Below are 24,801 nucleotides of genomic sequence, written 5' to 3' on the forward strand. Positions count from 1 at the left end.
CGTGCTCGCTGTCGACGTGGTCGCGGCGCGGAACGGGACGTCGCATCGATGCCGGGTCCCGAACTGGGAACGCGGTCGTTACGGGCGAGGATCCGGCGGTAGTGGGCGATGGTCGGATACGTCAACCCATGCGTCGCGAGAAAATCGGATGCGAGGTCCGGGTCCTCGCACGATTCGTAGGCCGCAATCAACTTGCGCATTCGCTCAATCGATGACTCGCCACTGTCGGCAGAACCGTCCGAGGAATCATCGCGGTGTTCAGGCACAGTTGCCCCCCTGTGAAATTGAGTGCGGTGCTTCACTCACACTCGCTGGCATGACCGGCGTGCTTGCGGTGTTGTGGGGGGAAACGAACAACCGCGCACCTCTGTTGCGGATGTTTTCCGAGAGGGGTCTGGTGCCGTTGGTTCAACGCTAGAGAGTTTCCGGCCCCGAGTCAACCTTTTGATGACGCGAATCGCGGGCGGGCTGAATATGGAATTCCACTTCTGCACCGAAGCCGAGGGGTTTTTGTCCGGTTCTTTGCTGCATTGTCGCGTATGGCTGAAAAGTGCAATCGGTATCCGTGGAGTCGACCGTGCCGAGTGTGTCAAAGGAAATTGTCACGGCCGAAGACCGTCAAATGCCGGTGTTATGCTCGCCAGGACATGGCCATCCGACCAGGGGGCGGGAAGCAGTGGACGGCGGGGAGGACTTCGGTCCCTGGCTGCAACGGCAGTTGCAGCGCGCGAACATGAAGCAGGCCGAGCTGGCGAAGGAGGCCGGGGTCACCCGCGCCGCCGTCTCCGCCTGGATAACCGGGCGAGCGGTTCCCCGGGACGAGACCATGCGGGCCATAGCGGACGCCTTCGGCGCCGAGTACGCCAGCATGCACACCCGCACGACCGACGTCGCCGGCAACGGGCGGCCCGTGCGTTGGTACCACCGTCCCGCCTACACCGATGGTGGCCGGGACTTCGGCAACGCCGCGACGTTCGCGTTCGACGCCGACGTGGAGGTGTTGGCCCGGGAGGCCACGCAGAACAGTCTCGACGAGCGGCTCGACCGGAGCGCGCCCGTGCGCGTCCGGTACACCATCCACGAGTTGACCGGGGAGAACCTCGCCCGCTTCCGCGAGGCCATCCGGTGGGACGATCTCTTCCCGCACTACGAGGCGGCCGCTGCGCAGGAGCAGAAGGTCGGCCGGGTCATCGCCGAGGGACTGCGCGACATGTACGAGCGCGATCGCCTCGTCCTGCTGCGCGTCGACGACTACAACGCCTTCGGTCTCACCGGTGACGACTACGAGGACGGACGGTTCGCCGCCGTCGTACGCCGGCAGCTGGACAGCCGGAAGTCCGACACGAGCGCGGGTGGATCGTACGGTCTGGGCAAGGCCACTCTCTGGGCGACCAGCAGCCTCGGCATGGTGCTCATCAACTCCACGCTCTCCGTACCGCACGAGGGACGGACCGAGCGACGTCTCGTCGGCCGGCTGGATCTTCCGTGGCGGACGGTGGACGACGAGCCGTTCGCAGGGCCGGCCTGGTTCGGTGAGCCGGACACCGCACCCGGCAGCGAAGGCGTCGCCCGGTCGTGGTGGGCGGACGAGGAGACCGTCGAGCGGCTGCACCTCACCAGGGAGAGCTCCGCTCCGGGCACGTCCTTCCTCATCGTCGGAGCACACGACGTGGCGAGCATCGCGGCCGACTCCGGGAAGGGAGGGGACGAGGGAGACGACGAGGACACGGTGCAGGCCATGCACGCGCGTCTCGTCGACGCCCTGGGGCGCAACTTCTGGGCGGCCATGACGGCCGGCCGCAGCACCGCCCCCGTCCTCGAAGCCTCCGTGCGGACCCTGCGCAACGGTCACGTCGTGATCGACGAGGAGCGCGTCGATCCCTACCTCGTGCAGCCGTCCCGTACGCGGGCGCTCAAGGCGTACCTCGACGGGGAGACCGTCGACCGGCTGACGGAGACCGGGCAGGTCGCGCTCGCCCGGGTGCCGCTGACCGTACCGGCGCCGCGCGGGCAGCGAGGAACGGCCGAGCACGAGGCCGTGCTGCTCGTGACCGCGGCGGAGGACGGGGACGGCAAGCCCAACCAAATGGTCACGATGCGTGGCAACCGCATGGTGATCAGGGAGGCGAGGGTGCCGGATCTGCCGCTCGGCACCAATCCCTTCCAGGCCGTTCTACTCGCCGGCCATGCTGCGGGGGAGGATGCCGCCCAAGCCGAGCGGGCCGAGGCGTTCCTCCGGGCGTCCGAGCCTCCGGAGCACGACAAGTGGGGGCAGACCGACGAACTGCGCTCGGTCTACTCGGCCACTGCCCACCGCAGGATCCGGGAGTTCACGAGTGCCGCCTACCGGTCGGTGCGCGAACTCGTCGGACGTGCTCAGGCGAAGAGCAAGGAAGGCCCTCGGGCGTTGCGTGATCTGTTGCGACTGGACGGCGGTTCGAGTCCGACCGCTCGCGGCGGGGGAGCACCGACGATCCGGGGCCTGGACGCCGAACTCGACACGGCGGGTGCATGGCACGTGAGGGCGGAGGTGCGACTCCCCGCCGGTCAGGACCCCTGGTTGCTCAGCCCGGTCGCCAAGTTCGACGTCCGCTCCGGGACCCGGCCGGTGGTGGGTTGGTCGGAGGTCGTGGCAGGACAGAACTGCGAACTCGTCGAAGGCGGGCTGCTGTTCGCGGCCGGCGCGCGCAGTGCCTCCTTCACGGCGGTGACCGACGTGTCCACCCACCCCGTCCGCGCCGAGTTGGCGGGTTTGGTCGTCGAACTGCAGAAGACGAGGGGGGCGTCCGCGTGAAGGTCTATCCGTACAAGAGGATCACGGGGGAGGTCGGCCTCGAAGTCACGAGCGTCCGACAGGAACGCGAGGGCTTCTACCAGCACGATCTGGAGACCTGGGCGTTCTCGACCCAGGAACGCGTGGTCGCGCTCCACCAGGTGGAACGGGCGGACTGGGAGAGCGTGCGCCTGGGGGTATCGGTGACCCTCCCGAGCAAGGAGCTCGTCGAAGGCTCCTGGACGGACATCTCGGTGGTCGCGGTGCTGACCGAGAAGGCGACCAACTCACGGACCACGGCACGACTGGAGCGGTCCCTCGCCGATGACGGAGCCTGGAGCGGGCACCTGAGGTTCTGGCGATCGGCCTACCGCACGCGGGCCGAACTGTCCGTCGTGGTCGTCGCCACGGTCGACGGTGTCCGAGGGCGGATGATCGGCCGGGCCGAGAGCCCCTGGATCGTGGACCTGACCGCCCGTACGCCCGTGCGACAGCGGGAGATGACGATCAACGAGGTGGACTTCACCGCAGGCCCGGAGTGGCTGCGGCCGTTCCGGGACGCACCATGGCTTGTGGAGACTTCCGGCGATCTCCCCACCGTGCACCTCAACACCGGGTTCGAAGGCGTGTCGGAACTCCTCGACTCGTCCGGAGGACCGCTGGAACGAGCCGTGCGCGACATGCTCGCCGCTCAAATCGCGACCGACGTGTGGACGGCCGTGTTCCACTCCGCCGTGAGCGACCTGGAGGTGGACGAGCACGGCAATCCGCAGTGGCCGGGTGGGTGGAGGGACTCGGTGCTGCGCGGCATGCTCACGGACGTCCTTCCCGATCACTCCGAGGCGGACGCCCTGCGGGAGATCGATGCTCGGCGCAAGGAGGGCTCCGGTTGGAACGAACTGCAGCCCCGCATCAACTACGCGGCCGGGAGACGGGCCAAGGTCGCCAAGAATTTGGGTGCGGCGATCCGGACCCTCGACACGTCCCAGAGGGAGAGCCGCGCATGACCGACAAGCCGGAGCACCTGCCGGAGCGCCTGGCTCTGCTCGCCGACGTCAACGCGGCACGCTTTCTGAGTACGGGCGTGCTGTCCGGCCACGAGGCGCCTCCTTACATCGCGCTCAACAAGATCACCGATCCGGTGGAGGCAACGGGAGCGCGTACGGAGGTCGTCGCGATACGAGACCTCGTCGACGATGTCATGCACCTCTACCGAGAGGACGCGCGGACCAAGGCGGACGCGTGGCTGGCGCCCCGTCTGCATGCCGCACTCCGGCTGACCAGGCGAGAGGCGGCCGACAGCAGGTTGTGGAACTTCCTCGCCCTGGCCGTCGCACCGGACTACGTGGTGTGGCGGCACCGGCCGGCCAAGGGGCGCGACGGCCTGCCGCCCATGGTCACCGCGAGCCGTTTCTCCGGAGCGCACTACACACAGGCGTTCTCCCGCCTGTGGTGGGCGGCCGAGCTGTTCCGGGACGGCAGTGACTATCGACCGGTGCAGGTGGCGTGCGGCAATCAGGACGTCCTGAACACCGTCCTGCGGCTCGACATCGTCGACCACCGGCCGACTGCCCAGGCACTGATACGGCTGGTGGCCGAGCAGAAAGTCAGCACGGGGCGCGAGGCGAACGCTCTGGCTGTGGTGACCAATGCAGCAGCGAGCACCCTGATGTACGACGTGCTCGCGGAGGACGACGAGTGGGACGGCGGCGCATTCGACGCATGGGTCGAGGAGTCGGACTCCGCGCCCCCGGTGCCGCGCAAGGTTCTGCCGGCGGGACCGGACGACGGTCCGGTGCCGGCGTCCGCCGTGAACTTCCTCGCCGAGCGCTTCGAGGAACTCTTCACGGACGCCGTGGTGCGTGGCAGAGGCGAAGACATCGGCCTTTCCGACCACGGCTGACGAGCGACGTCAGAGATTGGACGGGGCCGGCGGCCAGGAGGCCGTCGGCCTCCGGCTCTCGTTCACTCCGTGGTGTCGGTGTCGTACGCAGGCGGCTTCCACGAGGCGAGTCGCTTGAAGGCCGCGTCGGTGGGGCGGCCCAGTCCGAGCGCCGCGCTGATGATGTGCATTCCCAGGCGCGGAGGCACTGCGTTGCCGATCTGCTGGGACACGTCCGTACCCGACCACGGGTAGGCCGCGGGGAAGGTCTGCAACAGCCCTGCCTCGGCGAACGTGAAGCGCGGCAGGTCCGTTCCGTCCGGCGCGACCACCCGGTTCCGGGACACCTTGCCGGTGACGGTCGCGGACGGCTGGTGGGAGTGACGCCTGCCGCGATTCCCGGGGATGCCCCCCGTGCCGTAGTTGGAGATCACGGTGAAGGGACCGGTGCGATGGGGAAGTGCCTGCTTCATAGTGACCCAGGGCTCCACCAGTGACTCGCCCAGAGTGAGATCGTCGTGCGACGACTGCTCCCCCCGGCGGTAGCGATGATGTGTCGCCTCCGGCAGCCGCACCCGGCGTGCGCCACGTCGGGCCACGAGTACAGCCCGTCGGCGGGTCTGCGGGACGCCGAATTCCTCGGTGTGCAGAACTCCGTGGTCGGTCTCGTAACCCTCGTTCCGCAGCGCCCGTGCGTACGCGTCCCACACGGGCAGAACGGCCGGCACCTGCTCCAGGACGATGGCCTCGTACGGCTCCAGCTCGTCGATGGCCTTCAGCGCCCAACGCAGCGGCTGGAGCACCAGCCGGGTACGCGGGTCCAACTCGGCGAGGTCGGTTTCGATGTTCGCCCACTTGTCCCGGTCCACAAGACGCTGGACGAACTGCAGAACCGTGTCCAGAGCCTTGCGCCCGGCGCCGTGACCGGCGACCGTGAACGTCTGGCAGGGCGGACCTCCGGCCAGGACGTTGGCCTCGGGAAACTGCTCGGGACCGCATTCGAGGACGTCCTTCGGGACGGTGCTCAACCCCGCCCGTGTCCGCGTGGCGATGGCTCCCGTGTCCCACTCGATGCCGGTCGATCGCACGCCCAGCGCGTGCGCCGCTATGTCGAGGCCCCCGGGGCCGGCGAAAAGATCCACAATGCGGAAATCCGCAGGTCGGGGCGTATTCGACTGTTCTGAGGTCATCGGGGTGCGGGGGTGTCCTGGCTCGTCCGGTGCGGGCGTGGTCTGCGCAGTCTAGCCGGCCGACCATGATCCATGACAGTGGGGTCCAAAGAAGTCCAAGTGCGTTGGGCTATCGGGTGACTTCATTCCGTGAATGCTTGTACCACCGCCTTGCCCAACGCCTCGCCGACGGGCGGCGGGGAGGCATGGCCGATCTGCCTATACCGCGCCGTCTTTTTGCCGGTGACGATCCAGTCGGTGGGGAACGACTGGAGGACGGCGGCCTGCTCGACGGTGATCTTCTTCAAGGGCGACCCGGACGTGTCCGACTCCTGCACGCCGTCGGGTCCAGGGACCTCGTCGCTCAGAGCGCCACCGTTGATCCCCATGCGGGCCCACGCCCGCTTGGTGCCGCTGAGACCAAGATCGGCACCTCCCCGCTGTTCGGAACCACCCACCAGGGTGGGAGCGACCTGATCCGCCTGGGCCGCCCACGCGTCGGCGCCGGCCCACCCTCGTGCCGACATCGAGGTCCGCAGGGCCTCGCCCGCGGTGATGTGCTTCTCGACGGTGGGGGCGGGAACCCGGAACCTCTCGGAGAAGGGCTCCTTCAATGCCACCAGTACGCCCTGCTTGCGGTCCTGCGGCACGCCGAAGTCGGCCGCGTTGAGCACGAACCAGTGGAGTCCGTAGTGCAGGTGCACGAGCTCGTTGCGGATGAACGCGCGCACCTCTTCGAGCGCCGGATCGTCGACCAGACCGGGGACGTTCTCGATGAGGACGGCTCGCGGCTGCATGGCGTGCACGAGGTAGATGGTGGCCTTGAGAAGCCCGAGTTCCAACCCTGTGTCCATGCGCCTGTTGGTCGCCGCGGATTGCACCCGAGGCAGACCTGCGGAGAGCAGATCGACGTCGTAACTCTCCTGGTGCTCAACGGGGTCGAAGTCCAGCAGGTCCATCTCCAGCACGTTCCACGACGGCCGGTTGTGCCGCAGGGTCTCGCAGGCCTGCGGCTTGCTGTCCAGGAGCAGTACGGGGTCGAAACCGGCACGCTCCAGTCCCAGGGCGAGTCCCCCCCGCTCCCGCGCACATGTCGACCGACACCAGCCGCCTCATGCAGTTCCCCCCTGTGATCAACGAGTGGGTCGACCTGTACCGACCCCGTCCGAGACGTCGTCCTCGGCCTGTCCGGCCGCCCCCTGCGACCTCATGCCTTCCCCGCCCGTGAGTCGGAGTACCGCAGCCCTGACGTCTCCGGCTACGGTCTCCGGGCTCTCGTGCTCCCAGTAACGCAGAACCGTCCAGCCCGCTGCCCGCAGGTGCTCGGTCGTCTCCCAGTCACGTGCCATGTTCTTGTCGAGCTTGGTCCGCCACCACTCAGCGTTGGCCTTGGGCTGTGTCGCGTGGATGGGGCAGCCGTGCCAGAAGCAACCGTCCATGAAGATCGCGATCTTGACCTTGCCGAAGACGATGTCGATGGTGCGGCGGGGCATGCCCGGCACCGGCACGTTGACCCGGTAGCGGAGCCCTGCGGCATGCAGCAGCTTCCGTACGGCGACCTCCGGGGCCGTGTCACGCGAGCTCTGACGACTCATGCGGGCGGACACGGCGGGCGAGGAGGGGACGGCGTCGGGCACGGGGCCATTGTGCCGGCGACCGCGAGGCGACGGCCCGCACGTTCCCGTCAGCGATCGGGCGGCCGCGACAAGCTTCGTGCGGAGAACGGTCGGACTCGGTGCCGCCGCCGGTCCAGCGGGCTCTCGGCAGTCGTCCCGATTTCAGTGGAACTCGTGGATGACCTGGATCTCGCCGACGATGTGGGCGTTGAAGTCGTCCAGCTCCTCGGCTGGGACCCAGAGCTCTAGGATCGTTTGCCCGCCTGCCTGCTGGACGGGATACCGGCTCAGGAACTCCGACTCGACGTCGAAGCGCGTGACGAAGCCGGCGCCGTCGTGCTTCACGTTCCAGTCCCGGGCGATCCTGATCGCGTAGTCCTCGTTGAGCACCGGGTAGAAGATCGGCTGCTCCGGGAGTCTGGGCGGCCACCCACGCCAGTCCAGTTCCCGCACCAGCTCCAGTTCCCTGGGGCCGGTGGGACGCCACAGGGTTGTGGTTGATGGTCGGCTGGTCATGCGTATCGCCTTCTGATGGTGACCTGACCGCTGGTGGGGTGGGTCGGGAGACGGGACGATACAGGCGCTGCGGGCCTGGCAGCCATGCGATTTACGTGTCCGAGCGAGATCTTGACCAGCGACTACGTATGCGCTGGTCATCGCCGCTCGTTGGTGGCCACGGCTGTACGAAGGCACCGGGGCCGCCCGGTGTTCGCAGGGTGGCGGTTGCGGGGTGAGTGTCAAGAGCGCCCTTCGGGCGTCGGCTGCGCCGATTTCGCTGTGCTGCACTCTTGACTCTCGCCCCTCCACCGCGGGGAGCCGTATGGCCGGGCGGCCCTCAAGCGGGGCGGCGGGGATGCGGTGCCTGTGGCGCTCGCCGTTGCCGGTGTCGGGTGCGTGGGCAGGCCACGTGAGTACGGAAAACGCAACTTCGACAGGGGCTTCGGGGGCGGCTACCTTCGCCTCGCCGTTGGCCGTTGGTCGTGCATGTGGTGGGTGTGGCGTGCGGGAACTCGTTCTTGTGCGCGCCGGACATGTTCTAGCCCGGGAGGGATCTATGCCCCAGCTTGCTCTGTACACATTCGGTGTTCTGAAGGTGCCGCTCGCCGATTCCGGGTCTCTTGTGCGTGAGTTCCGTGAGATGGGTGAGGTCGTTTACCGGGAGATCGGTCGGCAGCCCGGGTACGTCGCTCATGCCGAGGCGGTGGGCGGGGGCCGGGGGTCGCACTTCGACTTGGACTGGGGTGCGTGGGGGGAGTTCGTCGTGCCGGGGTGGTACGGGAAGGGGCGGGAGGTGGAGAGCGTCGCTCTGGCCGCGACGCTCTCGCTCTGGAGCGGGGTGCGTCCTGCCTTCGACGCCGTCTACTCCGGGCTGCACCGTGCGGCGCTGAACAGGCGTCGCGACTGGTTCGAGAGGTCGGCGGGGCGGCCGAGTCATGTGTGTTGGTGGGTGTCCGATGGCGCGATACCCACGTGGCAGGAAGGGGTGGCCAGGTTGGAGCGCCTTTGTGAGCGTGGTGCGGCGCCGCGCGCCTTCAGCTTTCACGACTCGTTCGGGCCGGACGGGACTCCGGTCGGAGCTCCGGCCGGGCGGATGCGCGGTGGGCTCAGGGGATGAGGACGAGTTTGCCCGGGCCGTGGCCCGCGAGGCCGGTGGTGTGGGCCTTCGCGGCCTCGGTGAGGGGGAAGACGGTGTCGACGACGACGCGCAGGGTGCCGGAGGCGGCGCGGGCGAGGAGGTCGGCGCGGGCCGCGTGCCGGACCTCGTGGCCCGGGTCCTGGCCCGGTCCGTAGCCGAGCAGCTTGATGCCGGCCTCGGTGCGCCGGTCGGGTCCGGTGATCGAGGCGATGCGGTCGCGGTCGGCGACGAGTTCCAGCGAGACGTCGAGTGCCTCGTCGGTACCGGCGAAGTCGACGGCCGCGTCGATGCCCTGGGGCGCGGCGGCGCGTACCCGGTCGGCGAGGCCGGGGCCGTGGGCGACGGGGGTGGCGCCGAGTTCCCTCAGCAGTGCGTGGTTGCGCGGGGAGGCGGTGGCGATCACCGTCGCTCCCCGGGCTGCGGCGAGTTGTACGCCCATCAGGCCGACGCCGCCGGAGCCGCCGTGGACGAGCAGCGTGTCCCCGGCGGCCACTGCGGCCGCGTGCAGGGCGTGTGCCGCGGTGATGCCGCACAGCATCAGCGATCCCGCCTCCGCCCACCCGAGTCCGGCGGGCTTGGGGAGGACCGAGTCCGCCGGAGCCGTGACGTAGTCGGCGTAGGCCGCCGTCACGGGGTACACGACGACCTCGTCGCCGACCCCAGGACCCCGCCTCGCGGTGGCTCCGCGCCCGCGTGCACGACGCCGTCCGGCCGCTCACCTCGCGGTGACGGGGCGGCGTGCGCGATCGTCCGAGTGCCGCAGGCCACCGCCGACGGTGACGCACGCGGGGCGACGCGGCGGTGTCCATGTGCGGACGATACGTGTGTTCGGGCGATACGCGCCGGACTAGAAGAGGCGGGCGCGGGTGTCCGGCGTGAGGTTGTCCAGGACCGCGCGCAGCCAGTGGGTGCGGGCTGCCGGTAGGCGGGTGACGGTGAGTGCGAAGACTCTCCAGTCGGGGCGGAACAGATGGCCGGGGTGTGGTGGGGGTGGGTCGTCGCGGAGGACTTCGGTGGGGAGGGTGCCTGAGGTGGGGGTGGGGAGGTGGGGTCGGGGGGAGGCCAGCCACCTCCAGATTCCGAACGGCAGTGGTACCAGGTGGGTCGAGGGGGCTGGGGTGGTCGGTGTCCAGGAGGTGCCTGTTTGGGGGTGGGTCGGTACCAGGAGGATGTCGGCGGTCCGGGTTCCGGAGGCGGGGTGGGCCGGTCCGGCCAGGGTGGCGTGCCGTGGCGGCGGGCCCGGGGGCAGCAGGGTGTCCAGGGCGCGTCGGAAGAGTTGCGCGGTGAGGCCGTCGGGGACGGTCACCGGGTGGCCTTCCGAGGCTGCCAGCAGGTGGGCGAGTGCCTGGCCGGCTGCCGCTTCCCACCGCGGGCTCCATGACCAGTAGTGGTTCAGCCCCGGCCCACCGCCCCACGTGGCGATCGGCTGGAGCGGGGGCGTGCTCTCTCCCTCCGCCGTCAGTTCCGTCCAGGAGAGCGGTACGGCGTCGGCGTCGTCGACGAGGCGGCGGCGTACGGCGTGCGGAGCGAGCCACACCGCCTGCCAGAGCGAGCAGTCGTCGGTTCTGGTCGCGACGAGCAGGCCGCACGTCTCGCAGGCCGTGTTGGGGCCGTCGGCTCCGGTGAGGCCGCAGCACTGGCTCCCGCTCCGCTCCGGGATCAGCACGGTGCCGCGGGTGTCCGCAGGGGCGACGACGGTCGCGCCGGGTGCGCCGTAGGACACGGAGTGGACCGGCGCGTGGACGCCGCGGGCCGCCGCCTCCTCCGGGCCGATCTCCTCCCACCGCCGCCACGGCGGCCCCCACGGCTCCGGGTCCACGGCGAACGTTCCCCGCTCCATGAGTACGGGGAGCTGCGTGGCGTTCCCGTGCCTCTGGTGGGCGTGGGGCGGCAGGGCGACCTGGGACAGCGGGGTGGTCAGATCGGCGCCGCAGCCCGCGCATACGAAAACGAACAAGCGTCCTCCGATGGGGAAACGGAGGCATCGTCGCAGGACGGGGGCGGGCGGCCAACCGGATTTCCACGTCCGACGGGGGCCGTTGGGCGTGGACCGTCAGTCGCGGGCCGCCAGGCCGGCGAGGAGGAGGGTGCAGACGGACTGGAGGGCGGCTTCGGTTCCGGGGGACTGCCAGTCGGGGGCGTGGGCGGGGTGGTGGTAGGCCATCGTGGCGTCGAACAGGGTTTTCGCCGTGGCGGTGGGGTTGGTGGGAGCGAAGTCGCCGGTGCGGATGCCGTCGGCGATGATGCCGCTCAGTTGTTCGAGGAGGTCGGCCACGTGGTCCGTGGCGGCGGCTCTGTGTTCGGCGACCAGGATGCGGTGGGTGGCGAAGAGTTCGGGGTCCTCGCACGTCATGTTCCGTTTGCACGTGAAGAGTGCGGTGAGCCAGGCGCGCACGCGGTCGGGGGGTGCCAGGCTGGTGTCCCGCGCCAGGGGACCCAGGCCCTCGTGGGTGCGGCTGATGAAGCGCCGGGTCACGGCCTCCCGCAGCGCAGCCTTGGACGGGAAGTGCCGGTAGACGGTGGCGTGGCTGACGCCTAGGGCCCGGGCCACGTCCCGCACCGTGGCCTTCTCGGGGCCGTGGCGGCGCAGGACGGCCTCGGTGGCGGTCAGGATGGCCTCGGCGTCCAGCGGGTGTGCGGTGGTCATCGGTGCTCGCCGCCGTCGTTCAGAGGGGTGTTCGACTTCCTCATGGGGTTCAGATTCTCATGGTGTCCGGTCCGGATGCCGGGGCCGGACGCCGGGGTCGGTGCCGACGGTGCGGTGCCGACGGTGCCGTGCCGCGCTCAGAAGACCGCGAGCGGGTTCACCGGGACGCCGGTCAGGCCGTGGACGCGTGGCGGGGCGACCGTGAGGAGGAAGGCGTAGCGGCCCAGTTCCGCGCAGGTGGCGGCGAGGTCGTCCACATGGGCGGCGTCGATCAGGGGCATGCCCAGCAGGGGCAGGCCGACTCCGTGCAGCGGGGCGGGGCAGGCGGGGTCGAGCGGGGGGTGTGCGTCGCCCATGTCGCCGGCGTAGAGGGAGGCCCCGCGGGCGTGCATCCATCGCACGGCGTCCAGGCTCATGCCCGGCATCGGGCGGGTGGGGTCGGGGGTCATGGGCCAGCCGCAGCGCACGACCAGGGCGTCGCCGGATTCCAGCGTGACGCCCTCGCGCTCCTCGGCCGCCTCCAGATCGCGGGGGGTTACCGCGTGGCCGCTGGGCAGCGGGCCGTCGGCGGCCAGGTCGAGCAGGACGCCGCGGGTGGCGAACCCGTCGGCGAACGCGGTCGTGGAGCCGTGCCGGGCGCCGGCCGGCGTCACGCTCTCGTCCAGCGGACGGCCCGGGTAGACCTGCCCCTCGCGCGGCATGTGCGCCAGGGCGTCGAGGTGCGTGGAGCGCGGGTGGTGGTTGGTGACGATCATGACTTCGGCCGTCGCCATCGCCGGTGAGCCGGTGTACACCAGCACCTGCTGGACCGGCGAGGCGTCCTGGGTGGTGGGCGCGAAGGGGCCGCTGAGGAGCGGCGTCGGCCGGATCGGCAGCGCGAGCGAGACCGTGCGGCCCGAGTGGACCTCGGCGGCGCCCCTGGCCCGGGCTTCGTCGGTGATCAGGTTGAGCGTGCCGCGCTCGTCGTCCTCACCCCAGCGGCCCCGGTTGCTGGGCAGTTCGTGCGCGTCGGCGGTCGGGATCGCTCCCGCGTCGTGTGTGTCCATGCCGATGACCGTACGAGGTGGGGGGTACGGATTTCATAAGGCGTACTCCGTACACCCCGATCACACCCCCGTCCGGCGAGCTCGGCCAGGGCCGCCAGGGCCGTTACAGGCTGCTCCAGAAATTCGACAGCACGCGGGCCGCCTTCGCCGGGTCCTGAAGCATCCACCAGTGACCGAGCCCGTCGAGGTCGACGGCGGACGCGCCGGCACGCCGGGCGGCGCGGTGGCGGAGGGCGACGCTGCCGGCCGTGTCGTCCTCGGTGGCGACGGGGACCAGACCCGGCCGGGCAGCGGCCGCGGGCAGACCGCGGCCGCGCTCGGTCAACACCGCCGGGGGTACGGACCGGTACAGAGCGAGAATGGCCTTGCCCATCTCCGGGCCCTGGCCGAGGGCCACCTCGCCGGCGGTCGGCTCGGGGATGCCCCACTCGACCATGCGTGCCGCCCGCTCCTCGGCGTCTCCCGAGAAGAGTTGCTCGACGTGACGCTCCCCGTCGCCCGGCGTCTGCCAGAGTTTCGCGATCTCGTGCCAGGTGAAGTCCGGCTCGTAACCGCCGATGGTGTCGCTGACCCAGCTGCGGAGCAGGTCGGGGCGGGCCATCGCCACCTCCAGGGCGAACCCTCCGCCGAAGTCGTGGCCGACGAGGTCGACGGGCGCCTCGAACCGTGACAGCTCGTCGATGAGCCAGTCCCGGTAGTCGACGAACGTGGCGCCGAAGTCGGGGGGAAGCGGTGCGCCGAAGCCCGGAGGGGAGAGCAGGACCGTCTCCTGCCGCTGGGACGGGGACTACTCGTTGATCAGCGGCGTCCACACCGCGGAGGTCACAGGAACGCCGTTGACGAAGACAATGGTCATACGTGCATGTCAGCAGCGGCCGGGGGCGGCCGTCCAAGACCCGTTTCGCACCTCGTCATGCGGCAACCGCATAACGGTGGGCTGCGGACGCGTGCGTCCCGATCTGGATCGGCGGCTCGAACCCCGGCCGGGCGCCGATGTCGAACGCCCATACGTCTGATTCCCGTTCCCGTCCCTGGCCCCGTCCCCGTCCCCGTTCCTGGCACTGTCCCCGTCCCTGGCCCCGTCGTGCGGTCCCCGCTCCCGTCCGGTCCCCTCCTGTCCGTCCGGTCCCCTTCGGCTGGTGCCCTCCCGTTATGCGATCCGCCTATGACGGGTTGCGAAAGAGGTCTTGGACGGCGTCGCCCGGCGGACGGTTGTGTGGGCCGCATGACCGTGGACTACCGTGCACAGACCGTCCTGCTCACCGGGGCCAGCTCCGGGATCGGAGCCTCCTTCGCGAAAGCGCTGGCCGCACGCGGTGCGAATCTCGTCGTCGTGGCCAGGCGCGCCGAGCGGCTGGAAGCGATGGCGGACGATCTGCGCCGCACCACCGATGCCCGTATCGAGGTGGTCCCGGCCGACCTCTCCCGCCCGACCGCCGCACACGAGCTGCAGCAGGCGGTCGCCGACCGGGGCATCCGCGTCACGAGCCTGATCAACAATGCCGGGCTCGGCTCGTTCGCGCTGTTCCCCGGTGGTGATCCTGGACGGCTCGCCACCGAAATCGCCGTCGATGCCATCGCGCCGGTGCGGCTCGCCGCGGAGTTCCTGCCGCAGATGGTGGACGCGGGCAACGGCTTCCTCGTCAACCTCACGAGCGTCTCGGCCTACTTCCCGTCTCCCCGGATGGCCGTCTACGGCGCCTCGAAGGCGTTCGTGCTCAGCTTCACCGAATCACTGTGGACGGAGCTGCGCGGTACCGGCCTCACCGTGTTCGCCGTCGCGCCCGGTGCCACCGACACCGAGTTCACCACCGGGATGGGGGCGGACGCCGGGGTACTGACCGCCGGGAAGCTGCGCAAGCCCGAGGACGTCGTCACCACCGCACTGCGCCACCTCGAGCGCCGCAACCCCGGCCCGACCGTCATCGACGGACGCTTCAACCAGGTCGGCGTCCTCATGAGCCGGCTCATGAGCCGACGCCGGAACGCCCTGATGATGGCACGTGTCTTCAACCCCGACCGCCGCTCCCCTTCACGGCCCGCCGGGTGACTCGGCGCGCGGGTGAGCTAACGCGTGGAGTCGCCGTCGCAGTGGGGGTCAGGGGGCGGCCGGGGTCGTGTGCAGGAGCGCGAGTGCTGCCAGCACCGGGCCGCAGGCCGTGAACGTCGCGCACCACAGCAGGTTCGCTGTGGGGGAGTACGCCTTCGCCGTGCGGATGATCACCGCGCGGCGGGGGTTTCGCGGGTCGTAGCGGAGGTGTACGGGGGTGCCGCGGTGCAGGGCGTGGGGAGAGGCGTGGTTGAGGGGGACCTCGCGGTAGGTGTGGGTGGCGGGGGCGTGTGGGTGGCCCAACGGTGGGGCCTGGTAGCGGACTTGGGGTGCGTGGTACGAGGGGCCCACGCGGCGGGCGTCGTTGGCCACCTCGCCCTCCGTGCGGATGCCCGGAACGCCGAGCAGCCGCAGGGAGCGGCGGGCGCGCAGGGCGGCTCGGGTGCCGTGGGCGCCGATCACTGTCCAGAGGGCGGCGAGGAGGAGGGCGAGGGGGAGCCAGGGGTGGTTCATCGGCGGTTGGGTCCCCCTCCGTCCGCTGTTCTTGCCGCGCCCCTCGTCAGCGCGCGGTGACAGTCGCTACGCCTGCGTTCCGTGGCACGTCTCGTACGGGGCGCCCGACGTGCACCAGCAGGCCGTGCCGCGCTGCGGGGGCCACGGGGTGGCGCGGCCGCGGGCCGCCAGGGTGGTGGCGTACTGGGGGAGCAGGGCCGGGTCCGACGGGGACGTCGCCTCGGAGGCGGCGAAGGCCTCGTAGGAGGGGACCGTGCCGGTGACGATGCCCAGGTTGGGGGTGCCGGAGGCGGACAGTTCGCGCAGCGAGCGCTCCGTCGTCGCCAGGTGCTCCTCGTGCGAGGGGTACTCCGTCTCCAGCGTCGGGTACGCCGCCAGCAGTTCCGTCAGCTCCCCCTTCGGCCAGTGCAGCACCGCCACCGGGAACGGGCGGGACAGCTCCTGGCGGTACGCGCCCAGCTCCGCGCGCAGACGGGAGATCTCCGCCTGAAGCTCCGCCGGGTTGTCCGAGCCGAGGGACCAGATCCGCTTGGGATCGTGCAGCTCGTCGAGGGAGACGGGGAGGTCGTGCAGGGTGTCGGCCAGCAGATCCCACTCGTCGTGCGCCGCGCCCAGCATGCGGCGCACCCGGTGGCGGCCGAAGAGAAGGGGGTGCGTGGACCGCGGCGGTTCCGTCTCCCCGGCGATCAGCAGCGTGGCGCCCTCGGTGAACGTCTCCTGCGCCGCCTGGAGTTCGTCGTGCTGCTCCAGGGACTCCGCGACGATCACCCATGCGGCCGGATCACGCGGGGCGGCCGCGCGGACGCCGTCGATGATCGCGCGTGCCTCGGCCTCGTGGCCGTACTCCCACAGGTTCGACGCCTTCAGGGCGCGGACGAGGTGGGGGTTCTCCAGGGGATGGGAGGAGGCGAGCAGGCGGTCGTAGAGCGCGGTGGCGGCGGGGCGGTCGCCGGACAGTTCCCGGTGGGCGGCGGCCTGCAACAGCAGGGCCTCGGCGTCCTCCGGGTACAGGCCGGCGGTCCGCTCCAGGCGGGCCGCCTCCGTGGGGTGGTCGACGTTTTCGGCAGGCGTGTCGGGGCGCATGGAGGACACGGTACGCCCGGGGGGTGACATTGCAGAGGGGGTCACTGCGCCCCCACTCCTTGTCTTACGTGGGGCTCCGCCCCCTGGTCCCCGGCGGGACGGCGCCTTTGAGCTCGGGGGGTTCGGCGGGTGCGGGTGCGGTGTGGCTTGTCGCGCAGTTCCCCGCGCCCCTTAAGGGACGCCCCTGCGGGGCGCCCCCCCCACGCGCGCCCTACTTCAATGTCGCCACCGTTGCCGCGCCCGCCCCCGCCAGCGCCACCGAGACCAGCATGGCCGCGTTCGCGCCGTGGGAGAGGGAGCCGGAGGACGTGACCAGGGCTATCGTCAGGGCGACGCCCGCGCAGGAACCGATGTAGCGGAAGGTCTGCTGGGCGCCGGAACCCATGGCCGCGCGGTCCGGGGGGACCGAGTCGACCGAGACCAGGGGGAGCGCGGCGTTGAGCAGGCCGCTGCCCACGCCGCTCACCACCAGGCCGGGCAGCAGCCGGGTCCAGGAACCCGCGCCGAACGCGCCCAGCATGGTCAGGACGCCCACCGCGTGCAGGACGAAGCCCAGGGCCAGCTGGTGGCGCGCGGCCACCCGGCCCGAAAGCCGCTTCGCCTGGAGCGCGACCGCGAACGACAGCCCGGACCACAGCAGGATCAGCCACGCCGAGTCCAGCACCGTCAGGCCCATGCCTCGCTGGAGCAGCGCGGGCAGATAGCTGAACATGCCGATCACCGCGAGGCCCGTGAACAGTCCGGCCGCCGACGAGCCGAGGAAGCGCGGCCGGCGCAGCAGGGAGAGGTCGATCATCGGCGTGCGGGAGTGGTGTTCGACCAGACCGAAGACGGCGAGCAGGACGACGGCCGCGGCCAGCAGCAGCCACACCGGGGTGCGCAGCCAGCCGTCGCGGCCCAGGGTGAGCGCGGCGACCAGGGAGACCAGCGCGAGGCTGAAGACGGCGGCGCCGGACAGGTCGGGTCGGCCGCCGCGCGGGGCGCGGGACTCCGTGAGCGTCCGGGTGCCGAGCACGGCGATCACCAGCGCGGCGGCGCCGAGGACGCCGTAGACGAGCCGCCAGCCCGGCAGGGCGCCGGCGAGCATCGGGCCCACCGCGGTGCCTCCGCTGACGAACGCGCCCCACACGCCGGTCGCGTGCAGCCGTTCGCGCGGGGTCGGGAAGGCGTGGACGAGGAGGCCGAGGCTGCTGGCGAGCAGGGCCGCGCTCGCCGCGCCCTGGGCCACGCGGGCCAGCGTGAACAGCCAGGTGGAGCCGGCGAGGGCGCCCAGCGCCGTGGTGATGCCGAGGGCGAGGATGCCGGCCAGGAAGACGCGGCGCCGGCCGTAGTCGTCGGCCAGGCTGCCCGCGACCAGCAGCAGTGCGGCGAGGCCGAGCGGGGTGCCGTTGAGCAGCCACGCCTGGGCCGACAGGGAGGTGTGCAGGGCGGCGGCGGTGTCGGGCAGCGTCACCAGCGGAACGGTGTAGGTCATCAGCGCGGTGGCCGTGGCGGCGCTGGTCAGGGCGAGGGTGGCGGCCGGGCGCGGGGTGGCGGGCGGGGCGGGGGAAGGGGGCGCGGCGGGGGTGGACGCGACGGGCCTGTCCTTCGGTTGCGTGGGCGGGCAGCGGGCAGCGGGCAGCGGGCGTCGGGCTCGAACCAGGTGAGTTCAATGAACGAACCTTCGATGGGCGCGACCCTAGCACGGTAGGTTCGGTCATCGAACCAAGGGTGGGGAAAGTGGTTACAGTAGAGGCATGGCACTGGGCAAGGACTACGCGACACAGGAGTGCTCGCTCGCCACGGCACTCGAAGTCATCGGCGAGCGGTGGACTCTGCTGATCGTGCGCGACGCGCTCTACGGCGTGCGGCGGTACAACGACTTCCTCACCCACCTCGGCGTCCCGCGCGCCGTCCTCGCCACGCGGCTCCAGACGCTGATCGCCCACGGTGTCCTCGAGAAGCGGCGGTACCAGCAGTCGCCGCCGCGCGACGAGTACGTGCTCACCGCGCGCGGCCTCGCGCTGTGGCCCACGGTGCGGGCGCTGGGCCTGTGGGGGCGGCAGCACCTCGCGGGGCCGCAGCTCCGCGTCTTCCGGCACGCCACCTGCGGCACGGACCAGGAGCTCGGCCCGTACGGCGAATGCCCCGCCTGCGGCACGGCCGTCCCCGTCGAGGACGTCGAAATGCTCCCGGGCCCCGGCCTCGACCCCCACCCCGCCGACCCCGTCGGCCGCGCCCTGCTCCACCCGAGACGCCTCCTGCAACCGTTCACGACGGAGCCCGAGACGGCCGACGATCGGGTATAACGAACAGACGTACGGCGGAACGGGAAGCGGGGAGGGGAGGGGGCCGATGTCGGTGTCACGTCGTAACCGGGCGCGCCTTCGGCCCGCCGTCGCGCCGCTGCTTCCGCTGCTCCTCGTGCTCCTCCAGGCCGCCGTGCTCGACGCCGGCGGGCTGCCCGCCGCCGTCGCCCTCGCCGCCACCACCGCCGCGGTCGGTGCCGCCCTCGTCGCCTGCGCGGTCCTCGCCGCGCGCTGCGCGCCCGCCGTGCCGCCGACGCGCGTGCGCACGACGATGCGCGACCGCGCGCACCGTACGGCGTTCCTGCCGCAGCGGGACCCCGACGCCTCCGGCCGCGCCCGGCCCCGGGCACCCGGACACGCCCTCCCGGCGACCGCGTAGGAAACCTCGGACCCCGGAACCCCGGATTCACGGATTAAGGGCACTCCGTGCCTGGATCCGCTGTGCCCGGATCCGTCGTGCCCCTGCGCGGATCGTCATGCCGACACGCAGTCACATCCGGCACGACGAGAGCCCCGGAGGGTTCCCCATGTCCGCCTTCATGTCGTTCTTCGCCGCACTGGTCGAGCACCTCGCCGACCTGCTCCAGCCGCTGTTCCACGGGTCGGCCGCGGCCGCCGCGATCGTCCTGTTCACCGCGCTCGTACGACTCCTCGTCCACCCCCTGTCCCGGGCCGCCGCGCGCGGACAGCGGGCCGGGGCCGCGCTGCGGCCGCGGATCGCCGCGCTGCGCGAGCGGCACCGCGACGATCCGAAGAAGCTCCAGCAGGCGGTACGGGAGCTGCACGCGAGCGAGCGCGTCTCACCGCTCGCCGGCTGCCTGCCCAGCCTGCTCCAGGCGCCCGCCTTCCTCCTCCTCTACCACCTGTTCTCCAGCTCCTCGATCGGCGACGACACGAACGGACTGCTGAGCCACCGGCTCCTCGGTGCGCCGCTCGGCGGCCGGTGGACCGACGCGCTCGCACACGGCGGACCGTTCGGGGCGCAGGGGCTCGTGTACTTCGGACTGTTCGCCGTCGTCGCGGTGGTCGCCGGGTTCACCTACCGGCGTACGAAGCGGGGAATGGCCGGAGCCGGAGCCGGAGCCGGAGCCGGAGCCGGGGGCGCGGACGCGGTGCCGGGTGCCGCGGTCGTCGGCGCGGTGACCAGGGCCACGCCGTTCCTCTCCTTCTTCACCCTCGTCACCGTGGCCGTCGTCCCCCTCGCCGCCGCGCTGTACGTCGTGACCAGTGCGGCATGGAGCGCGGTCGAGCGGGCGGTGCTGTACCGGGACGTGCCGACGGGCCGGTCCGGTGCGGCAGCCGGTGACCCGGCGTGACCGGGGTGCCGAGCCTAGCGTTGTACCGCGCGAGCCTGGCCCTCGACTTCGGTGATCCCGTCGATCTGACCCGGACGCCGGTCGGCCTCAAGCTCACGACGGACGAGTTCCCCCGCGAGGGCGGGGAAGCGGCGGCGGTTACAGCCGGACCGTGATTCCCTCGCGGGCCGAGCGGTGGGCGGCCTCGAGGACGTCCAGGGCGGCGGCGGCCTCCAGTGCGGTGACCGGGTTCTCGCCGGTGCCGCGGAGGGCGGCGGCGAGGGCGGTGTAGTACGCCGGGTAGTCGCCGGGGAGCGTCGGCTCGGGGCGGCCGCCGCCGGTCGCGGGGGACTCTCCGCTGCCGACGCGGCCCCACGCCTCCTCCGGTTCCGTGCCCCAGGGCTCGTCCGTCGCGCCGGGGCGGGCGCCCTCGCGCAGGGCCGCCTCCTGCGGGTCCAGGCCGTACTTGACGTAACCCGCCTTCGAGCCGAGGACCCGGAAGCGGGGGCCGAGCTGGGGGGTGGTCGCCGAGACGTACAGGTGGGAGCGGACGCCGTTGGTGTGCGTGAGCGCGATGAACGTGTCGTCGTCCGCCCGCGCGCCCTCGCGGCGGACGTCCGACTCCGCGTAGACGGTCGCGGCGGGGCCGAAGAGCCGCAGCGCCTGGTCGACGACGTGGCTGCCGAGGTCGTACAGCAGGCCGCCGATCTCCGCGGGGTCGCCGGACTCTCGCCAGCCGCCCTTGAGCCGGGGGCGCCAGCGTTCGAAGCGGGACTCGAAGCGGGTGATGTCGCCGAGGGTGCCGTCGGCGAGGAGCTTGGTGAGGGTGAGGAAGTCGTTGTCCCAGCGGCGGTTCTGGAAGACGGAGAGGAGGAGGCCGCGGGTCTCCGCGAGGGCGGCGAGCGTGCGGGCCTCCGCGGCCGTGGCCGCGAGTGGTTTGTCCACCACCACGGGGAGGCCGGCCTCCAGGGCGGCCGTGGCGAGGGGGACGTGGGTGCGGTTGGGGGAGGCGATGACGACGAGGTCGAGTTCGTGGGCGCGGGACCAGAGGTCGTCGGGGGCGGAGGTGAGGCGGAGGTGGGGGCCGTGTTCGGTGCGGGCCTGGGCCTGGCGGTCGGGGTTGCCGGTGACGACCGTGTCGAGGGTGAGGCCGTCTGTGGCGGTGATGAGGGGGGCGTGGAAGACGGAGCCGGCCAGGCCGTAGCCGATGAGGGCGGTGCGGAGGGGTTCGTGGGTGTTGCGGGTCATGGGGTCACCTTGGCAGATGGAGGTGGTGGGGTGCCTGTGGGGCTCGGGAGGGAATTCGCCCCCGCCGCCCTTACCCTTCCCGTCCCTTCAAGGGGCTCTGCCCCTTGGACCCCGGGGGTGTGTTGTCGGCTGACCGCCGGTGGGGGCTTGTCGCGCAGTTCCCCGCGCCCCTTCCCGGGGCACGGTGGTTGGTCGCGCCCGCCGCGGCGGAGCCGCGCAGAAGATGGAGTCCCGCGCTCCTTGCGGGGCACGGTGGTTGGTCGCGCCCGCTGCGGCGGAGCCGCGCAGGAGATACAGTCCCGCGCCCCTTCGGGGGCGCTGCCTTACCGGGGTGACATGTGTGATCGATACGCTGGGGGGACGTAACCGGGTGTGGCGGGAGTTGGGTGTCATGGCAGAGCGCAAGGCCATTGAGTCGTGGCTCACCGATATGGACGGGGTGCTCATTCACGAGGGGGTGCCGATTCCCGGGGCCGATGCCTTCGTGAAGAAGCTGCGGGAGTCCGGGCGGCCCTTCCTCGTGCTGACCAACAACTCCATCTACACCCCCCGCGACCTGCACGCCCGCCTGCGGCGCATGGGCCTGGACGTGCCGCTGGAGAACATCTGGACCTCTGCCCTGGCCACCGCCAAGTTCCTCGACGACCAGCGGCCCGGCGGCACCGCGTACGTCCTCGGCGAGGCGGGGCTGACCACCGCGCTGCACGACATCGGCTACGTCCTCACCGACCACGAGCCCGACTACGTCGTCCTCGGCGAGACCCGTACGTACTCCTTCGAGGCCATGACCAAGGCCGTCCGGCTGATCAACGACGGCGCCCGTTTCATCTGCACCAACCCCGACGAGACCGGCCCCTCCGCCGAGGGCCCGCTGCCCGCCACCGGCGCCGTGGCCGCGCTGATCACCAAGGCCACCGGGAAGAACCCGTACTTCGCGGGCAAGCCCAACCCGCTCATGATGCGCACCGGGCTCAACGCCATCGGCGCGCACTCCGAGACCAGCGCCATGATCGGCGACCGGATGGACACCGACGTCCTCGCCGGCATGGAGGCCGGGATGCAGACGTTCCTGGTGCTCACCGGGCTGACCCGGCCGCACCAGGTCGAGGACTATCCGTACCGGCCGTCGAAGATCGTGGACTCGATCGCGGACCTGGTGGACAGGATCTGACCGGGCGGCCGCCCGCACCCGGTGCCTGAACGTCGCGTCACGGCCGTCCGCTCCGGGGCCTAGACGTCGTGTCACGGCCGCCTGCTCCGGGTGCCTAAACGTCGCGTCACTCGTTCGGCGTAGACCTTGCGGGCTCCGGATGCGGGGCGGGGAGCGGCGGGGGAATCTCCAGGTGTCTGGAGGTTCACCATGGGTTCGGTATCGGTCGCTGTGCGTGCCGGGGTGCTTGTGGCCGGGGCGGTCGCCCTCGTGTCGGGGCCGGTGGTTCCGGCCGCGTACGGTGCGCCCGGTGGTGCGCCGAGTGCTGCGGGAAGCGGTGGCGGCCGGGTCGTCGCGACCGCCGGCCGCTCGCCGGACCGGGCTCCGGCCTCCCCCGTCGCGCCCGTCCCCGCCGGTGGCGGCTACGCGGCGCACGTCACCGGCTCCGGGGCCGCCCCGCGCGCCGGGGACGGGGAGACCGGGCCCAGCCCCCGTCAGCTCGTCGCCGGTCTGCTGCTCGCCGGGGTCGCCGTGGCCTCGGCGGTGCTCGCGGCGCGGGTCCGCCGGCCCGGCAGGGGCTGAGCGCCATGCACGTACGCCGTGGACGTTCCCCGGGCACCGGCCGGGTGGTCGCCGGGGTGACCTGGGCGCTGGTGCTGCTGGGACTGTGGCTGTGGGGGCAGGCCCTGACCGACCTCCGGCTCGGGGTGTCGGCGCCCACCACCGGTGACGTGGCCGCGGTCGGCCGGCCGGTCGACGTGGCCCTGCCGCCCGCCGCCCGCCCGCTCACCGCGGCGGCCCCGCGACGGCTCGACATCCCCGCGCTGGACATCCGCGCCCCCGTCGTACCGCGCGGCCTCGACGGGCAGGGCGCGATCGTGCCGCCCTCGTTCGACGAACCCGGCGTCGTCGGCTGGTACGAGGACGGGGTGCGGCCCGGCGCCGTCGGGACCGCGCTGATCGTGGGGCACGTCGACACCGAGACGCGGCCTGCCGTCTTCTACCGGCTGAGCACCCTGCGGCCCGGGCGGCGGATCCGGGTGGTACGGGAGGACGGCCGGGTCGCCGAGTTCACCGTCGAGGGCGTCCAGGTGCTGGCCCGCGACCACTTCGACGCCCGCGAGGCGTACGGGCCGCACAAGGCCGGCCGCGCCGAGCTGCGGCTGATCACGTGCGGCGGCACCTTCGACGAGGCGAGCCGGACGTACACGGCCAACGTGGTGGTGTCGGCGTACCTCACCGGGATCGTCACCTGAGACAGTGTGATATGTCAGGATTGCTGCCAACTGCACTACAGCCATGGGGGGTTGGATGTACCGGAGGGGGCGGGCGGCCGTGGCCGTCGCCGTGGCGGGGGCCGGGATGCTGCTGGCGGCCGGGTGTTCCTCGTCCGACGGAGGGGGTGGGAGCGGCGGCGGGGCCGGGTCGGTGAGCGCTCCGGTTGGGCAGCGGCCCGACGGCGGCGGCGATCCGTTCTGGGTGAACCCGGACGGCACCGCGGCCCGCCAGGTCGCCGCGTACGAGAAGGCCGGGAGGACCGCCGAGGCCGCCCAGCTCCGCAAGATCGCCGAGCAGCCGACGGCGGAGTGGATCGGCCCCGAGAACCCCGAGGCGGAGGCGCGCGGCTTCACCGAGGCGGCGCGGAAGGCGGACCGTACGGCGGTGCTCGTGCTGTACGACATCCCGCACCGCGACTGCGGACAGTTCTCGCGGGGCGGCGCGGCGGACGGCGACGCCTACCGGGCGTGGGTCGCGGCGGTGGCCCGGGGGATCGGGGACCGGCCGGCACTGGTGGTGCTGGAACCGGACGCGGTGCCGCACATGGTCGACGGCTGCACACCGCGGGAGCTCCACGAGGAGCGGTACGACCTGCTGAAGGGCGCGGTCGCGACGCTGGCGGGGCTGCGGAACACCTCTGTCTACCTCGACGCGGGGAACGCGGGCTGGGGCCGCCCCGACCGCGTCCCCGCCGCGCTGCGCCGGGCCGGGATCGGGCGGGCGGACGGCTTCGCGGTCAACGTTGCCAACTTCTACGGGACGCGGGAGTCGGTGGCGTACGGCAAGGAGCTGTCGGCGAAGGTCGACGGCAAACCGTTCGTCGTCGACACCAGCCGCAACGGCAACGGCCCGTACGAGTCCGGCACCCCCACCGAACGCTGGTGCAACCCCCCGGGCCGAGCCCTGGGCGCCACCCCCACGGTACGCACGGGCGACCCCTCGGTCACCGCCTACCTCTGGATCAAACACCCCGGCGAATCCGACGGCACCTGCAAGGGCGGCCCGGCAGCCGGCACATGGTGGCCCAGCTACGCCTTGTCCTTGGCGAAGGCGTCGAGCGCCCCGTAAGGGGCGCGGGATGTCTTTTGCGCGGCTCCGCCGCGGGGGCGCGAGCAGCCGCGCCTCAT

24 protein-coding genes and 1 pseudogene are annotated in these 24,801 nt (G+C 71.8%); 12 read left to right on the forward strand and 13 right to left on the reverse strand.

The genetic code is table 11. The annotated features are described in order from the left end of the window. The first annotated feature begins 676 nt into the window (after positions 1–676). The 3 genes from IO29_RS09120 to IO29_RS09130 are packed head-to-tail and all read left to right on the forward strand — an operon-like array spanning position 677 to position 4,676. Positions 677–2,794, forward strand: a complete 2,118-nt coding sequence (locus tag IO29_RS09120; RefSeq protein WP_030381797.1) for a helix-turn-helix transcriptional regulator — start codon at positions 677–679, stop codon at positions 2,792–2,794. After that, complete coding sequence (locus tag IO29_RS09125; protein WP_030381796.1) at positions 2,791–3,780, forward strand: hypothetical protein; 990 nt, start codon at positions 2,791–2,793, stop codon at positions 3,778–3,780. The genes IO29_RS09120 and IO29_RS09125 overlap by 4 nt, the downstream gene beginning before the upstream one ends. After that, a complete protein-coding gene (locus IO29_RS09130) occupies positions 3,777–4,676 on the forward strand; it encodes a DUF6339 family protein (RefSeq protein ID WP_030381795.1) in 900 nt (299 codons plus the stop codon). The genes IO29_RS09125 and IO29_RS09130 overlap by 4 nt, the downstream gene beginning before the upstream one ends. 62 nt (positions 4,677–4,738) lie before the next feature. On the opposite strand, the gene IO29_RS09135 is transcribed toward IO29_RS09130, so the two are convergent. From IO29_RS09135 to IO29_RS09150, 4 genes and pseudogenes are all read right to left on the reverse strand, one after another. Further along, positions 4,739–5,797 (reverse strand): DNA cytosine methyltransferase, encoded by a 1,059-nt coding sequence (locus IO29_RS09135; RefSeq protein ID WP_234307619.1) that lies wholly within the window; start codon positions 5,795–5,797, stop codon positions 4,739–4,741. Positions 5,798–5,967: 170 nt separating this feature from the next. Continuing rightward, positions 5,968–6,940 (reverse strand): annotated as a pseudogene (locus IO29_RS09140) (DNA cytosine methyltransferase). A gap of 17 nt (positions 6,941–6,957) precedes the next feature. Beyond that, positions 6,958–7,419, reverse strand: coding sequence for a very short patch repair endonuclease (locus IO29_RS09145; RefSeq protein WP_051707724.1), 462 nt, complete (start codon positions 7,417–7,419; stop codon positions 6,958–6,960). Positions 7,420–7,602: 183 nt separating this feature from the next. Continuing rightward, on the reverse strand, positions 7,603–7,956 hold the full coding sequence (locus IO29_RS09150; protein ID WP_030381792.1) for a hypothetical protein: 354 nt from the start codon (positions 7,954–7,956) through the stop codon (positions 7,603–7,605). Between the two features lie 538 nt (positions 7,957–8,494). On the opposite strand from IO29_RS09150, the gene IO29_RS09155 reads away from it, so the two are divergent. Further along, positions 8,495–9,055 carry a DUF3291 domain-containing protein gene (locus IO29_RS09155; protein WP_030381791.1) on the forward strand — a complete coding sequence of 187 codons (561 nt, stop codon included), beginning with the start codon at positions 8,495–8,497 and terminating at the stop codon, positions 9,053–9,055. Here the strand turns inward: IO29_RS09155 and IO29_RS09160 are convergent. From IO29_RS09160 to IO29_RS09180, 5 genes are all read right to left on the reverse strand, one after another. Beyond that, positions 9,045–9,716 (reverse strand): zinc-binding dehydrogenase, encoded by a 672-nt coding sequence (locus IO29_RS09160; protein WP_051707718.1) that lies wholly within the window; start codon positions 9,714–9,716, stop codon positions 9,045–9,047. The genes IO29_RS09155 and IO29_RS09160 overlap by 11 nt on opposite strands. Before the next feature lie 207 nt (positions 9,717–9,923). Further along, positions 9,924–11,033 carry a hypothetical protein gene (locus tag IO29_RS09165; RefSeq protein ID WP_037831871.1) on the reverse strand — a complete coding sequence of 370 codons (1,110 nt, stop codon included), beginning with the start codon at positions 11,031–11,033 and terminating at the stop codon, positions 9,924–9,926. A 96-nt stretch (positions 11,034–11,129) separates the two neighbouring features. Further along, positions 11,130–11,723: a TetR/AcrR family transcriptional regulator gene (locus IO29_RS09170; protein ID WP_030379793.1), complete on the reverse strand. Its 594-nt coding sequence runs from the start codon at positions 11,721–11,723 to the stop codon at positions 11,130–11,132. A gap of 137 nt (positions 11,724–11,860) precedes the next feature. Continuing rightward, positions 11,861–12,769: a cyclase family protein gene (locus IO29_RS09175; RefSeq protein ID WP_030379794.1), complete on the reverse strand. Its 909-nt coding sequence runs from the start codon at positions 12,767–12,769 to the stop codon at positions 11,861–11,863. A gap of 103 nt (positions 12,770–12,872) precedes the next feature. Beyond that, entirely contained in the window at positions 12,873–13,529 is a 657-nt protein-coding gene (locus tag IO29_RS09180; RefSeq protein WP_234307522.1) for an alpha/beta fold hydrolase, read from the reverse strand. Positions 13,530–13,994: 465 nt separating this feature from the next. Here IO29_RS09180 and IO29_RS09185 point away from each other — a divergent pair, with 465 nt between their 5' ends. Beyond that, entirely contained in the window at positions 13,995–14,819 is an 825-nt protein-coding gene (locus tag IO29_RS09185) for an SDR family NAD(P)-dependent oxidoreductase (RefSeq protein ID WP_030993962.1), read from the forward strand. Positions 14,820–14,867: 48 nt separating this feature from the next. Here the strand turns inward: IO29_RS09185 and IO29_RS09190 are convergent, their stop codons facing one another. The 3 genes from IO29_RS09190 to IO29_RS09200 all read right to left on the reverse strand — a co-directional run bounded on the left by IO29_RS09190 (position 14,868) and on the right by IO29_RS09200 (position 17,919). After that, complete coding sequence (locus IO29_RS09190) at positions 14,868–15,332, reverse strand: DUF3592 domain-containing protein (protein ID WP_030379796.1); 465 nt, start codon at positions 15,330–15,332, stop codon at positions 14,868–14,870. Positions 15,333–15,398: 66 nt separating this feature from the next. After that, positions 15,399–16,415, reverse strand: a complete 1,017-nt coding sequence (locus IO29_RS09195; RefSeq protein ID WP_030379797.1) for a hypothetical protein — start codon at positions 16,413–16,415, stop codon at positions 15,399–15,401. A gap of 211 nt (positions 16,416–16,626) precedes the next feature. Beyond that, complete coding sequence (locus IO29_RS09200; protein WP_234316386.1) at positions 16,627–17,919, reverse strand: MFS transporter; 1,293 nt, start codon at positions 17,917–17,919, stop codon at positions 16,627–16,629. A gap of 232 nt (positions 17,920–18,151) precedes the next feature. Here IO29_RS09200 and IO29_RS09205 point away from each other — a divergent pair, with 232 nt between their 5' ends. The 3 genes from IO29_RS09205 to IO29_RS09215 all read left to right on the forward strand — a co-directional run bounded on the left by IO29_RS09205 (position 18,152) and on the right by IO29_RS09215 (position 20,019). Further along, the gene (locus tag IO29_RS09205) at positions 18,152–18,703 is read left to right on the forward strand and encodes a winged helix-turn-helix transcriptional regulator (protein WP_030379799.1); all 552 of its coding nucleotides are present in this window, start codon (positions 18,152–18,154) and stop codon (positions 18,701–18,703) included. Between the two features lie 46 nt (positions 18,704–18,749). Next, positions 18,750–19,082 carry a DUF6412 domain-containing protein gene (locus IO29_RS09210; protein ID WP_030379800.1) on the forward strand — a complete coding sequence of 111 codons (333 nt, stop codon included), beginning with the start codon at positions 18,750–18,752 and terminating at the stop codon, positions 19,080–19,082. Positions 19,083–19,230: 148 nt separating this feature from the next. Continuing rightward, complete coding sequence (locus IO29_RS09215; RefSeq protein WP_030379801.1) at positions 19,231–20,019, forward strand: YidC/Oxa1 family membrane protein insertase; 789 nt, start codon at positions 19,231–19,233, stop codon at positions 20,017–20,019. 138 nt (positions 20,020–20,157) lie between these two features. On the opposite strand, the gene IO29_RS09220 is transcribed toward IO29_RS09215, so the two are convergent. Further along, positions 20,158–21,246, reverse strand: a complete 1,089-nt coding sequence (locus IO29_RS09220; protein WP_030379802.1) for a Gfo/Idh/MocA family oxidoreductase — start codon at positions 21,244–21,246, stop codon at positions 20,158–20,160. Between the two features lie 391 nt (positions 21,247–21,637). On the opposite strand from IO29_RS09220, the gene IO29_RS09225 reads away from it, so the two are divergent. The 4 genes from IO29_RS09225 (at position 21,638) to IO29_RS09240 (ending at position 24,742) form a co-directional block, all read left to right on the forward strand. Next, entirely contained in the window at positions 21,638–22,417 is a 780-nt protein-coding gene (locus IO29_RS09225; RefSeq protein ID WP_030379803.1) for an HAD-IIA family hydrolase, read from the forward strand. A 189-nt stretch (positions 22,418–22,606) separates the two neighbouring features. Continuing rightward, positions 22,607–22,978, forward strand: coding sequence for a hypothetical protein (locus IO29_RS09230; protein ID WP_158709304.1), 372 nt, complete (start codon positions 22,607–22,609; stop codon positions 22,976–22,978). A gap of 5 nt (positions 22,979–22,983) precedes the next feature. Next, positions 22,984–23,652, forward strand: a complete 669-nt coding sequence (locus IO29_RS09235) for a class F sortase (protein ID WP_030379805.1) — start codon at positions 22,984–22,986, stop codon at positions 23,650–23,652. A 43-nt stretch (positions 23,653–23,695) separates the two neighbouring features. Then, complete coding sequence (locus IO29_RS09240; RefSeq protein WP_420705355.1) at positions 23,696–24,742, forward strand: glycoside hydrolase family 6 protein; 1,047 nt, start codon at positions 23,696–23,698, stop codon at positions 24,740–24,742. The last annotated feature ends 59 nt before the right edge of the window (positions 24,743–24,801 follow it).

The sequence above is a fragment of the Streptomyces sp. NRRL F-6676 genome (genome assembly GCF_000725625.1).
In the GTDB taxonomy this organism is placed as follows: domain Bacteria; phylum Actinomycetota; class Actinomycetes; order Streptomycetales; family Streptomycetaceae; genus Streptomyces.

What these genes read in the sequence shown, in the direction of transcription:
- IO29_RS09175 (WP_030379794.1), bottom strand. Translation starts at nt 12,769, where the DNA reads ATGGACACACACGACGCGGGAGCGATCCCGACCGCCGACGCGCACGAA.
- IO29_RS09190 (WP_030379796.1), bottom strand. Translation starts at nt 15,332, where the DNA reads ATGAACCACCCCTGGCTCCCCCTCGCCCTCCTCCTCGCCGCCCTCTGG.
- IO29_RS09220 (WP_030379802.1), bottom strand. Translation starts at nt 21,246, where the DNA reads ATGACCCGCAACACCCACGAACCCCTCCGCACCGCCCTCATCGGCTAC.
- IO29_RS09130 (WP_030381795.1), top strand. Translation starts at nt 3,777, where the DNA reads ATGACCGACAAGCCGGAGCACCTGCCGGAGCGCCTGGCTCTGCTCGCC.
- IO29_RS09225 (WP_030379803.1), top strand. Translation starts at nt 21,638, where the DNA reads ATGGCAGAGCGCAAGGCCATTGAGTCGTGGCTCACCGATATGGACGGG.
- IO29_RS09205 (WP_030379799.1), top strand. Translation starts at nt 18,152, where the DNA reads ATGGCACTGGGCAAGGACTACGCGACACAGGAGTGCTCGCTCGCCACG.
- IO29_RS09170 (WP_030379793.1), bottom strand. Translation starts at nt 11,723, where the DNA reads ATGACCACCGCACACCCGCTGGACGCCGAGGCCATCCTGACCGCCACC.
- IO29_RS09185 (WP_030993962.1), top strand. Translation starts at nt 13,995, where the DNA reads ATGACCGTGGACTACCGTGCACAGACCGTCCTGCTCACCGGGGCCAGC.
- IO29_RS09230 (WP_158709304.1), top strand. Translation starts at nt 22,607, where the DNA reads ATGGGTTCGGTATCGGTCGCTGTGCGTGCCGGGGTGCTTGTGGCCGGG.
- IO29_RS09155 (WP_030381791.1), top strand. Translation starts at nt 8,495, where the DNA reads ATGCCCCAGCTTGCTCTGTACACATTCGGTGTTCTGAAGGTGCCGCTC.
- IO29_RS09210 (WP_030379800.1), top strand. Translation starts at nt 18,750, where the DNA reads ATGTCGGTGTCACGTCGTAACCGGGCGCGCCTTCGGCCCGCCGTCGCG.
- IO29_RS09195 (WP_030379797.1), bottom strand. Translation starts at nt 16,415, where the DNA reads ATGCGCCCCGACACGCCTGCCGAAAACGTCGACCACCCCACGGAGGCG.
- IO29_RS09150 (WP_030381792.1), bottom strand. Translation starts at nt 7,956, where the DNA reads ATGACCAGCCGACCATCAACCACAACCCTGTGGCGTCCCACCGGCCCC.
- IO29_RS09235 (WP_030379805.1), top strand. Translation starts at nt 22,984, where the DNA reads ATGCACGTACGCCGTGGACGTTCCCCGGGCACCGGCCGGGTGGTCGCC.
- IO29_RS09240 (WP_420705355.1), top strand. Translation starts at nt 23,696, where the DNA reads ATGGGGGGTTGGATGTACCGGAGGGGGCGGGCGGCCGTGGCCGTCGCC.
- IO29_RS09215 (WP_030379801.1), top strand. Translation starts at nt 19,231, where the DNA reads ATGTCCGCCTTCATGTCGTTCTTCGCCGCACTGGTCGAGCACCTCGCC.
- IO29_RS09145 (WP_051707724.1), bottom strand. Translation starts at nt 7,419, where the DNA reads ATGAGTCGTCAGAGCTCGCGTGACACGGCCCCGGAGGTCGCCGTACGG.